The following is an 11647-nucleotide window of genomic DNA, read 5'->3' as shown; positions in this document are numbered from 1 at the left end:
GTTTCGGCGTACAGATACGATAGTAGTCACGACGTTTGCCTCATTTTGGTTTTAATTTGTGTCTGAAATGGATATGTGGACGAAAGAAAAGGATTTCAAGGGGGAAGAAAAGCGGTTTAAGAGCGGGACTATGGCCCTGTGGCCCTGAGGGGAGATAACGAACAGCGTATTACACTAGATGATTTTGAGGTTCTATGGTTTTGTGGACCATAGAACCATAGAACCATAGAACCATAGAACCATAGAACCATAGAACCATAGAACCATAGAACCATAGAACCATAGAACCTACTGCGCCTCTTTCCAAATCGCACACGGTTCTATTTTGGCTCGTTGCAATTTGTGCTTATCGCGCTCAGCGTCTCGCTTCCATTTGTATGGGCCAAGCACAATACGGAACCAACTGCTGTTCTCTTTCTTGCGAATGGTGCTGGAGATGCCCTGGAAGGCGATATCCAGTTTGCGGGCTTCTGCCTGAGCCAGTGTCTTGTAGGCACCGCACTGCATGATGTACGGGATCTCAGACGCCACCTGTTCTTTGGCTTTTACTTCCACTTCGCGGTTGGGCAGGGTTTCAACGTAATCCCACTTCTCCTCGGGTGGTGGCGGGATCGGTTTTGCCGGCTTAGGTTTGGGTTTCACTGCGGGTTTAGTCGCAACGGGTTTGGGCTTTGGTGGCTCGGGATCATTACTTAGCGTGTATAGGCCGTAGCCGAATGCGCCAGCTAACACAATAGCAAGCAGACCACTGCGCCATGGTTTTTTGCCAGAAGGTTTCTTTTTTGAAGGTCGACGGCTGGTGCCTTTACCTCGCCTTACATAGTCTCGGTTTGCCACAAGAATAGGTTCTGAAATTCGATTAAATCACTGACCTCATGGTAAATACCACAAGGTCAAGTTGCAAGTCAGTATCGTGCTAACTACAGGATTCTTGGAGGAGCAGCACTGTCGCGGACCACAAGTTCTGTATCCAGCAGTCGTGAGCCAGCACGGACATCGACCCCTTTGAGCACTTCCAGCATCATGTACATGGCTTGACGGCCAATCTCATAACGAGGCTGGGAAATGGTGGTCAGCGGTGGATCGCAATACTGAGCAAACTGAATGTCATCAAACCCAACCACAGAGAGATCCTGAGGTACACGTAGCCCGAGTTTTTTCGCTTCCTGCATCGCACCGATAGCCATAATGTCGTTGTGACAGAAGATGGCCGTCGGAGGCTCTGGCAACGCCAGCAGAGTACGCACTAACTTCGCCCCCGCTTCAAAGGTAAAATCCCCTTTAACGGTGTAGGCCGGATTCATCTGAATCCCGGCACGGCGCAAGGCTTGCTGATAGCCCTGCTGCCTGAAGCGGCAAAGAAAGGCGGTGTCAGGTCCGGCAATTTGAGCGATGCGTTTATGGCCGAGCTGAGAGAGGTAGTTAACGGCTTCAAAGGCGGAAGTCAGGTTGTCGATATGTACCGTGGGCAGTTCAAGCTCAGGGGCAAACTCACAAGCCATGACGATAGGAGGCAGATTCTTCTGCTCCGGCTTACTGATATCAAAAGGCAGGTCCGTGCCGAGTAGCAACATACCATCGGCCTGTTTGGTAAAGACCAGATTTACAAACGAGGTTTCGCGTTTCTTGGATTGACCACTGTCGCCCAATAACACTAAATAGCCATGCTCCATTGCTGCATCTTCAATACCACGGATGATTTCAGAGAAATAGGGATCGCAGATGTCTGGCACTATAGTGACAATCGTCTTTGATTCATTTCTGCGCAAATTCCGGGCCAGTGAATTGGGTGAATAGCCAGCTTCAAGTACTGCATCTTCAACGCGTTTTCGGGTTGATGATGAGACTTTCTCGGGATTCATCAATGCTCTGGATACCGTAGCCGTCGAGACGCCTGCAAGCTGGGCAACATCCTTCATTGTCGCCATAAACGTGTGTCCTCTCTTACTCTAAGTTGTTCAGGTTGCGACTTATTATCTATTGTTATGTAACCTGATTGGTTATTTATGCGTTAAATCTTTATTTTGACTAATAAATAGACGATATGGGTCCGTCTTTTTAATCATGACCTATTAATAAATATTATTCATTTCCATTCGGAAAGTTACGGTCTGATTAACATATTTTGCAATGCATTTGTGAATTGTATCACAACTAGAGCTAGTTATAGTTTTGAAAACAATCGATTTTCGAATCTCAACTCAGATCCTGAGGTTCGATATCCATCGACCAGCGAACTTTTTTTGCCAGGGGCAACTGGCTGATCACCGGTTTGGCGCTGGTGACGATTTTTTGCATCAAACTGCGTGTCGGTACCTGAAGCATCAGTTGCCATCGGGATTTGCCCGCCCGTTTCGCTATAGGGGCTGGCGTCGGCCCTAATACCATCGATTGGTGGTCAAACAACGGGTGAGCCTCCAGCGAGTGGCGAACCTGACGCAAAAATGTTTCGACATCGTGACTGTTGTTGGCTTCGGCGCGAATCAGGGTCAGGAAGCTAAACGGTGGCAGCCTGGCCATTTTGCGCTCCTCGATGACCGTTTCAGCAAAGTGTCGATAGTCTTTGTGCAGTAATGACTGCAGCAGCGGGTGATCGGGATGGTGCGTTTGCAGCAAAACCTCGCCTGGTTTACTGGCGCGGCCTGCGCGGCCTGCCACCTGGATAAACAGCTGAGCCAGACGCTCAGAAGCGCGAAAATCGCTGCTGTATAACGAGCCATCGACGTCGAGCAGTGCCACTAAGGTGACATTGGGGAAATGATGCCCTTTGGCCAGCATCTGAGTACCAATCAATATCTGGTACTCGTTTTTCTTGATTGCATCCAGTGCACTTTCCAGACTGCCCTTGCGTCTTGTGCTGTCGCGGTCAATACGAATGGTATTGAAGTCAGGGAACAGGCTCTCCAACTGCGCTTCAAGTTGCTCAGTACCGACACCGACGGTCACCAACTGATTCGAACCACAACTTTCACACTGGTGGATAGTCGGGCGCTGGGAACCACAGTGGTGACAGCGAATCTCATTGCTCGACTGATGATAGGTGTAGTAGGCGTCGCAACGGCGGCACTCTGCGGTCCAGCCGCACTCATGACACATCAACGCCGGACTGAATCCGCGGCGGTTGAGAAACAGCATCACCTGATTACCCAGCTCTAAGTGACGCCGGATTTCAGCGATCAAAGGTGCCGAGAGTCCCGCCTCTAAATACTGACCTTTTACATCGATCACTTTGTTGGTGGTCGGCACCGCCAGTCCAGCGCGCTGGCTCAAAATCAGGTGGTGATATTTGCCACTGAGCGCATTTTGCAGTGTTTCGATAGAAGGGGTGGCGGAACCGAGGATAATGGGTATCTGCTCTTTATTGGCCCGCATCACCGCCACGTCTCTGGCGTGGTAGCGCAGGCTATCTTGCTGTTTGTATGAGGTGTCGTGTTCCTCATCGACGATAATAATGCCGAGATCGGCAAAAGGCGTGAGCAGTGCCGAACGGGTACCAATCACAATCCCGGCGACTTTGTCGCGAGCACTGAGCCAGGCGTTCAGACGTTCGGTATCATTCAGCCCGGAGTGAATCACTTCGATAGGGACGTTAAAGCGTTTTTTAAAGCGATTGATGGTCTGCGGGGTGAGTCCGATTTCCGGTACCAGCACTAACGCCTGTTGGCCGCGTTCTAATACCGGGCGGATCATTTGCAGATACACTTCGGTTTTGCCTGAGCCCGTTACCCCTTCCAGTAGATAGCAGCCAAATTCGTTCTGACTGTTGACCGAGGCAATCGCCACAGCTTGTTCGGCGTTCAGCCGCAGGTCAACGGGCTCGTTGGTCATGTTCTCAGGCCAGCTGGTTCTTGGCGCCTGTTTTTCCTGAGAGTCTATCCAACCTTTTTCCGTCAGGGTTTTTAGCACACTGGTGCTGACTTCATTGTCGATAAATGCCTGATGATTACACGGACCGGATTCCAGCATATGCATCACTTTCGCCTGCTTCACTGCACGCCCAAAGCCTGCCATCAACTGGTTTTTGCCCGCCTCGGTGATGTGCCATTCCACCGTAGCTGCAAATTCAGCCGCTTTGCCTTTTCGCAGCGCTGAGGGCAGGGCATTGCTGAGCGTGTCACCCAGGGGGTGCTGGTAGTACTGGCTGCACCAGGCAATCAGTTCATACAGAGGTGTAGACCAGACCGGTTGCGTATCCAGTGCCGCTTTGATCGGCTTGAGCTGATCGATGGGAAAATCCGACTCATGGCTGAACTGAGTCACAATACCCACCAGAGTCTGGCGACCAAATGGCACTGATACTCGTCCACCCACCACGGGAAACAGGTGTGCGGGTACGAGGTAGTCGAACTGTTTGTCCAGTGGCACTGGCAGTGCAACACGAGCAACGTTTGGGCGCATAGTAAGGTCGGTATTGATAAATTGGACCACTATTCTAACTAGCTAGACGGGGTGGGATAAACTGTTAATTAAGTAAACTGAGCGAACTCACCTAAAGGTGGTGAAAAAAGTGGCAATTTTAGTTGATTCCATTGGCACTATTCATTACTATACTGCGCCTTGATGGTATGGCTTGTTGGCTTCGAAGAACGCCTCAGCGATATCATAAGTCTTTTATTAAACTACGTGTGGTGTCCGGCTTAGAATCGGATGGCGACACGGCCTAAACTTTTGAGGTTTCCCATGAAAGCTGGTATCCACCCAGAATACAAAGCAGTAACTGCAACTTGCTCTTGCGGCAACACATTCGAATTCAACTCTACTCTAGGTAAAGATTCTATCCACCTGGACGTATGTGACAAGTGCCACCCATTCTACACTGGTAAGCAACGTATCGTTGATACTGGCGGCCGTGTTGATCGCTTCAACAAGCGTTTCGGTGCTCTATCTAGCAAGAAGTAATTTTACTTTTGCAGATTCCAGAAAAGGACGCTTCGGCGTCCTTTTTGTTTTTTAGGCAAAAATAAAACAATTCTGTATACAATACATTCAAAATCTCAATTATCTAGCGTAGTATAAATAACTCAGAGTGACGAACCACTGTCATAACCTCGCCGTTATTGTATCCCCGTTCGTGTAGTCCACTCTGTAGAGTCTGTAACCCTTTAGAAGCAAAGCTAATAATTACGAAGCGGTTTATACTCTTACCACTCAGTCTTTAATACTCGTAGAATAAGCAGGATTGCATACCATGTCCGATGATCATCAAATCGACGAATTTCGCCAACAAGCGCTTGATTACCATGCCAACCCAGTTCCTGGAAAGATCGAAGTTGCTTTAACTAAGCCAGCCGATTCGGCTGCTGACCTTGCCCTCGCATACAGCCCAGGTGTGGCTGAGCCCGTCCGTGAAATCGCTCATAACGCTGAAAATGTGTATAAGTACACTGCTAAAGGCAATATGGTTGCCGTGATCTCCAACGGCACGGCTATTTTGGGGCTGGGTAACTTAGGTCCATTGGCCTCTAAGCCAGTTATGGAAGGTAAAGCCCTGCTATTTAAGCGTTTTGCTGGTCTTGATTCGATTGATATTGAAGTCAAGCACCGTACTATCGATGAGTTTGTTGACACTGTAGCTAACATTTCTGACACTTTTGGTGGCATCAACTTAGAAGATATTAAAGCGCCGGACTGTTTCGAAATCGAACGTCGTCTGATTGAGCGTTGTGATGTGCCGGTATTCCACGACGACCAGCACGGCACAGCCATTGTAACTGCAGCGGGCATGCTGAATGCAATCGAGCTGCAAGGTAAAGATCTGAAAGAAGCGCGCATCGTGTGTCTGGGGGCGGGGGCGGCTGCCATCGCGTGTATGGAGCTGCTGATCAAGTGTGGCGCTATGCGTGAGAAGATCTACATGCTGGACCGTAAAGGCGTGATCCATACCCGCCGTGATGACCTTAACGAGTACAAAGAACTGTTTGCCAACAATACTGACATGCGCACACTGGAAGATGTCATCGAGGGTGCGGACTTGTTCCTAGGCGTTTCAGGTCCGGATCTGTTGCCACCGGAAGCGCTGAAGCTGATGGCTGACAAGCCGATTGTGTTTGCCTGCTCTAACCCAGATCCAGAAATTAAGCCAGAACTGGCGCATCAGGTACGTGATGACCTGATCATGGGTACTGGTCGTTCAGACTATCCGAACCAGGTGAACAACGTGTTGTGCTTCCCGTTCATTTTCCGTGGTGCACTGGATGTTCGTGCCAGCGAAATCAATGACGAGATGAAACTGGCGGCTGTGGACGCAATCCGTGACCTGGCGAAAGAAGAAGTGCCACAAGAAGTGCTAAGCGCAGCGGGTGTTGAAGCGCTGACGTTTGGCAAAGACTACATCATTCCAAAACCTATGGACCCACGTCTGCTGCCGCGCGTTGCGAAAGCGGTAGCAAAAGCGGCGGTGGATTCTGGCGTGGCGAGAATTGAGATGCCTGAGAATTACATGGCTTAAGACGCGGGAAAGCGGTTCTTGGTCCTGGGCCCCAGATAGAAGCGCTATTCCTAGATAAACTAAAAAGCGCATTGGACAAACAGCCAATGCGCTTTTTTAAATATCTCTACCAGGAACCAGGAACCGATTTTAGCTTTTACTCTTCATCAAACGCTTCAAACTCAATCCCCATCGCCGTCATCAGCTCTTTGGCCTCGGTTGGGATGTCATCTGGACGGTCTTTTCTTAAATCTTCATCGGTTGGAAGCGGTTGACCGGTATAGGCATGCAGGAAGGCTTCGCACAATAGTTCACTATTGGTTGCATGACGTAAGTTATTGATTTGGCGACGAGTACGTTCATCAGTCAATACCTTTAGCACCTTCAACGGGATGGATACCGTGATCTTTTTTACCTGCTCGCTTTTTTTACCGTGCTCCGCGTATGGGCTAATGTATTCGCCATTCCAATCTGCCATTGCACACCTTCGCTCTGTTAATCATAAATAGTAGTAATAAGAATTGTGCAATTTTAGCGGGATTTACCGCCATAAGCAAAGACATATAGACGTCTAGAAGTGTTGACGTCTCACAAAATGGAAAGTAAAGTGGACATTCATTTTAACGCAATGTTAATTTTCTAAAGTCTGCCACTTCTGTCCATTCTAAAATGCGCGACAAAAGTGGACACTGAGCATAACCCCATCCGCCCATGCGATTTGATAAAGGAAGTTTCTATGAGCAATCGGAAGCCAGCGACAATAGCCGTACGTACTGGTATCGAGTCTGATACCCAGCATCATGCTGTGGTGCCGCCTATCTATCTCTCAACTAACTATGGCTTCCCGGCATTTGGTGAAGTGCCTACTTATGATTATACCCGCTCAGGTAACCCAAACCGTGGGCTTCTCGAGCAGGCTCTGTATGAGCTGGAATCTGGTAAAGGGGCGGTGGTGACCAACTGCGGTACATCGGCACTGAACTTGTGGGTATCTGCGTTTCTGGGGCCAGAGGACACCATTGTTGCACCTCACGATTGTTATGGTGGTACTTACCGTCTGTTCAATACCCGTGCCCAGAAGGGGGATTTCAAGGTTCAGTTCGTTGACCAGAGCGATGAAGCAGCTTTTGATGCAGCGCTGGAAGCAAAACCAAAACTGATCCTGCTGGAAACGCCGTCGAATCCTTTGGTGCGTGTGGTCGATATTGCTGCCGTGTGTGAAAAGGCCAGCAAGGTGGGCGCGCTGGTGGCGGTCGACAATACCTTTTTGACACCGGTGTACCAAAAGCCTCTCGAGCTGGGTGCGGACTTTGTGATTCATTCCACGACAAAATACATCAACGGCCATTCCGATGTGATTGGTGGTGTGGTAATCACCAAAACCGAAGAACATGCAGAAGAGCTCGCCTGGTGGGGCAACTGTATTGGCGCCACAGGCACGCCATTTGATAGTTATATGACATTGCGTGGGATCCGCACTCTGGGCGCACGCATGCGCGTGCATGAAGAAAGTTCAGCGCACATTCTGGATTTTCTGAAGCAGCAGTCGCTGGTTAAAGTGATTTATCACCCAAGCCTGCCTGATCATCCGGGCCATGAGATTGCGAAGAAACAGCAGTCGGGTTTTGGTTCTATGCTGAGCTTTGAGTTTGCAGGCAGCTTCGAGCAGCTGAAGTACTTTGTTGGTGAACTGAAGCTGTTTTCGCTGGCTGAGTCACTGGGCGGGGTTGAGAGTCTTATCTGCCATCCGGCATCTATGACGCACCGTGCTATGGGTGAAGAAGCGCTGGCGGAGGCGGGCGTATCGCAGCAACTACTGCGCTTGTCGGTTGGTCTGGAGGATGCTCAGGATCTGATTGATGACCTGAAGCAAGCGTTTGATAAAGCGGCCACATTCGAAGGATAAGCAGAGCAATGATCAACCCAAGCGTTGCTGCAACTAAGCAGTTACACAAATTTGGCGGTAGCAGTCTGGCCGATCCTGAGTGTTATCGTCGTGTGGTGTCGATTCTAAAAGATTACTCACACAACGAAGACCTGATAGTGGTCTCTGCAGCTGGTAAAACTACCAACCGTTTGATTGAGTTCCTCGATGCGCTAAATAAAGATGGACGTATCGCCCATGAACACTTGCAAGCGCTAAGACAGTTTCAGACCGAGTTGGTCGATCAACTGCTGACCGGCGAGGAAGCCGAGCACCTGATAGGATTGCTGAGTGATGAATTCAGCACTCTGGGTGAACTGAGCTATCCACTTACAGAAGCGCAGCGTGCGGCAGTGCTCGGTCACGGTGAGGTCTGGTCTTCCCGTTTGCTGGCTGCATTATTACGTCAGTCGGACCTACCTGCGGTGGCACAGGACGCGCGCGCGTTCTTACGTGCGGAACATGGCACTCAGCCGGAAGTCGACCGCGCCAAGTCTTACCCGCTAATTAAAGAAGTACTGGCGCAACACGCTCACCACAGAGTGGTGATTACTGGCTTTATGGCGCAAAGTGAATTGGGCGAAACGGTGCTGCTGGGCCGCAATGGCTCTGACTATTCGGCGACGGTCATCGGTGCGTTGGCAGAAGTATCATGTGTGACCATCTGGAGCGATGTGGCAGGCGTGTACAGTGCCGATCCTCGCGTGGTGAGCGATGCCTGCCTGCTTCCGTTACTACGATTGGATGAGGCGAGTGAACTCGCTCGCCTTGCTGCCCCTGTACTACACAGCCGTACACTGCAGCCCGTGGCGCAAAGTGCGATGGATTTGAACCTGCGTTGTAGCTATCAGCCTGAATCGGGGTCGACACGCATCGAACGTGTGCTGGCATCGGGCCGTGGTGCAAAGATCATTACGTCTCTGGATGAAGTGCTATTGATTGACCTGGCATTTAGCAGTGGCCACGATTTTGAGCGTGCTCGCAACGAAGTGCTTAACGGACTTAAACGTGCTCAGCTGGAGCCATTGGCATTTGAAGTTCAGTCTGATCAGGCTCGTTTGCGCTTGGCTTATACCGCTGAGATTGCCTCGGGTGCACTGAATGAACTGCAAGATTTGGCGATTGAAGCGGAGATCAAGCTAAGAGAAGGGTACTCAATGCTGGCGGCGGTTGGTGCCGGTGTGACTAAGAATGCTAATCACTGTTTTGGTTTCTATCAACAACTCAAGCATGCGCCTGTGGAGTTTTTCTCCGAGGCAGGTTCACAACTCAGTCTGGCTGCGGTATTGCGCAAGTCGGAAATTCAGCCGTTGCTTAAATCGGTTCACACACAACTGTTCCAGGCTCAGAAGCGCGTGGCTGTCGCATTGTGCGGAAAAGGGAATATCGGCTCCAGCTGGTTGTCTTTGTTCAAACAGCAGAAAAGCGAGCTAGAGAAACGGCGCGGAATGACCTTTAACCTGGTGGCAGTGATCGACAGTCAAACCTACTGGCTGGATGATAACGGCATTGATGAGCAGACGGTTCTCGAGCGATACACAGATGAGGCAGTGGCCTATCAGGGCGATGTTTGGTTGAAGCAGTTATCCAGCCTGCAAGGGTACGATGAAGTCGTGGTACTTGATGTCACTGCGAGCCCATTGCTGGCCTCTCAATACGTAAGTATTGCCGAAAATGGTATGCATTTGATTTCCGCCAACAAAGTGGCAGGCTCAGCGCCTAGCATCAGCTACCATGCTGTTCAGGACGCGTTCTCTAAAACCGGTCGTCACTGGCTCTACAATGCCACTGTTGGCGCAGGGCTTCCGATAAACCATACGGTGCGTGACTTGCGTGAAAGCGGTGATGATATTGTGGCGCTGTCGGGTATTTTTTCTGGTACTTTGTCCTGGCTGTTCCAGCAATATGATGGCAGTGTGCCATTCAGTGAGCTGGTGGATTTAGCCTGGCAGCAAGGGCTGACAGAACCGGATCCTCGCTCTGATCTCGATGGCTCGGATGTGATGCGTAAGCTGGTGATCCTGGCGCGTGAATCCGGGTTAGAAATTGAACCTGATGCTGTCGCGGTGGAGTCACTGGTACCTGAGGAGCTCAGAGATTTGTCGCTTGATGGTTTCTTCGAGCAAGCCGGGCTTCTTAGTGAGCTGTTACAAGAGCGTCTGGAGAAAGCACAGCGCGAAGAAAAAGTCCTGCGATATGTCGCCCGTCTGGACAGACAAGGTAAGGCCAGGGTTGGTATAGAGGCTCTCTCTAAGGAACATGCGCTGGCGAACCTGCTGCCGTGTGACAATATCTTTGCGATTGAGAGTAAGTGGTATAAAGACAACCCCCTCGTTATTCGTGGCCCAGGCGCAGGCCGGGAAGTCACCGCCGGCGCGATTCAGTCCGATCTGAACCTGATGTCGAGCTTCTTTTAGAAATAAGATGACGGGAAACCGTCATCTTTTTTTTTGCGCTACGTTATTCCTGTCGTCACCTTCATCTTTTTTTGCGTCATGTTATTCCCGTTGTCACCTTCACCTAGCCCGTCATCTTCACGCAAGTGAAGATCTTTCAAAGCGAGTGACTACCCCGAGTGGCCTCACATTTGCACAGCGCACAAAAGCGAAGCTGTGAGGTAGGGTGTATGAGTTGGATGAGTCACTCGTGGTGCGAGATCTCCTTTTTCAAGGAGATGACGGAGTATTGGAGACAACGAAAGTATCGTCATCTTCACCTTTCCCGTCATCTTCACGCAAGTGAAGATCTCTCAAAGCGCGTGACTACCCCGAGTGGCCTCACATTTGCACAGCGCATTAAAGCGAAGCTGTGAGGTAGGGTGTTTTGGTTTAGTGAGTCACTTGCGGTAGGAGATCTCCTTTTTCAAGGAGATGACGGAGTATTGGAGAAAACGAAAGTATCGTCATCTTCACCTTTCCCGTCATCTTCACGCAAGTGAAGATCTCTCAAAGCGCGTGACTACCCCGAGTGGCCTCACATTTGCACAGCGCACAAAAGCGAAGCGGTGAGGTAGGGTGTTTTGGTTTAGTGAGTCACGCGCGGTATGAGGTCCCAATCCCCGTCATCTTCACGCAAGTGAAGATCTATTAAAGCGCGTGACTACCCAGAGCGGCCTCACGTTTGTACAGCGCACAAAAGCGAAGCGGTAAGGCAGGGTGTATGAGTTGGATGAGTCACTCGTGGTACGAGTTCTCCCAACGTCCGTCATCTTCACGCAAGTGAAGATCTATTAAAGCGCGTAACTACCCCGAGTGGCCCCACGTTTGTACAGCGCACAAAAGCGAAGCGGTGAGGCA

The 11647-nt window shown here is 50.3% G+C and carries 8 protein-coding genes; 4 read left to right on the top strand and 4 right to left on the bottom strand.

Annotation, left to right across the window (positions count from 1 at the left end; genetic code table 11):
• Positions 1-288 precede the first annotated feature (288 nt).
• From C4S60_RS23170 to priA, 3 genes are all read right to left on the bottom strand, one after another.
• Positions 289-837, bottom strand: a complete 549-nt coding sequence (locus C4S60_RS23170) for an SPOR domain-containing protein (RefSeq protein WP_103882875.1) — start codon at positions 835-837, stop codon at positions 289-291.
• 83 nt (positions 838-920) lie between these two features.
• Positions 921-1928 carry a DNA-binding transcriptional regulator CytR gene (gene cytR, locus C4S60_RS23165; RefSeq protein WP_103882873.1) on the bottom strand — a complete coding sequence of 336 codons (1008 nt, stop codon included), beginning with the start codon at positions 1926-1928 and terminating at the stop codon, positions 921-923.
• A gap of 268 nt (positions 1929-2196) precedes the next feature.
• Positions 2197-4398 (bottom strand): primosomal protein N', encoded by a 2202-nt coding sequence (gene priA / locus C4S60_RS23160; RefSeq protein WP_103882871.1) that lies wholly within the window; start codon positions 4396-4398, stop codon positions 2197-2199.
• 282 nt (positions 4399-4680) lie between these two features.
• On the opposite strand from priA, the gene rpmE reads away from it, so the two are divergent.
• A complete protein-coding gene (gene rpmE / locus C4S60_RS23155) occupies positions 4681-4899 on the top strand; it encodes a 50S ribosomal protein L31 (RefSeq protein ID WP_006071169.1) in 219 nt (72 codons plus the stop codon).
• Positions 4900-5188: 289 nt separating this feature from the next.
• Entirely contained in the window at positions 5189-6448 is a 1260-nt protein-coding gene (locus C4S60_RS23150) for a malic enzyme-like NAD(P)-binding protein (protein WP_103882869.1), read from the top strand.
• Between the two features lie 136 nt (positions 6449-6584).
• Here C4S60_RS23150 and metJ read toward each other — a convergent pair whose 3' ends face one another.
• Positions 6585-6905, bottom strand: a complete 321-nt coding sequence (gene metJ, locus C4S60_RS23145) for a met regulon transcriptional regulator MetJ (RefSeq protein WP_006071165.1) — start codon at positions 6903-6905, stop codon at positions 6585-6587.
• A 258-nt stretch (positions 6906-7163) separates the two neighbouring features.
• On the opposite strand from metJ, the gene C4S60_RS23140 reads away from it, so the two are divergent.
• Together C4S60_RS23140 and C4S60_RS23135 are read left to right on the top strand one after the other, a co-directional pair.
• Positions 7164-8333: an O-succinylhomoserine (thiol)-lyase gene (locus C4S60_RS23140; protein WP_103882867.1), complete on the top strand. Its 1170-nt coding sequence runs from the start codon at positions 7164-7166 to the stop codon at positions 8331-8333.
• Positions 8334-8341: 8 nt separating this feature from the next.
• Positions 8342-10768, top strand: a complete 2427-nt coding sequence (locus tag C4S60_RS23135) for a bifunctional aspartate kinase/homoserine dehydrogenase II (protein WP_103882865.1) — start codon at positions 8342-8344, stop codon at positions 10766-10768.
• The last annotated feature ends 879 nt before the right edge of the window (positions 10769-11647 follow it).

Origin of the sequence: Vibrio hangzhouensis, from assembly GCF_900107935.1 — a bacterium.
Lineage (GTDB): Bacteria > Pseudomonadota > Gammaproteobacteria > Enterobacterales > Vibrionaceae > Vibrio > Vibrio hangzhouensis.
The sequence above is the reverse complement of the archived record's forward strand: the minus strand, read 5'-3'. Positions and strand labels throughout refer to the sequence as shown.

What these genes read in the sequence shown, in the direction of transcription:
- cytR (WP_103882873.1), bottom strand. Translation starts at nt 1,928, where the DNA reads ATGGCGACAATGAAGGATGTTGCCCAGCTTGCAGGCGTCTCGACGGCT.
- priA (WP_103882871.1), bottom strand. Translation starts at nt 4,398, where the DNA reads ATGCGCCCAAACGTTGCTCGTGTTGCACTGCCAGTGCCACTGGACAAA.
- rpmE (WP_006071169.1), top strand. Translation starts at nt 4,681, where the DNA reads ATGAAAGCTGGTATCCACCCAGAATACAAAGCAGTAACTGCAACTTGC.
- C4S60_RS23150 (WP_103882869.1), top strand. Translation starts at nt 5,189, where the DNA reads ATGTCCGATGATCATCAAATCGACGAATTTCGCCAACAAGCGCTTGAT.
- metJ (WP_006071165.1), bottom strand. Translation starts at nt 6,905, where the DNA reads ATGGCAGATTGGAATGGCGAATACATTAGCCCATACGCGGAGCACGGT.
- C4S60_RS23140 (WP_103882867.1), top strand. Translation starts at nt 7,164, where the DNA reads ATGAGCAATCGGAAGCCAGCGACAATAGCCGTACGTACTGGTATCGAG.
- C4S60_RS23135 (WP_103882865.1), top strand. Translation starts at nt 8,342, where the DNA reads ATGATCAACCCAAGCGTTGCTGCAACTAAGCAGTTACACAAATTTGGC.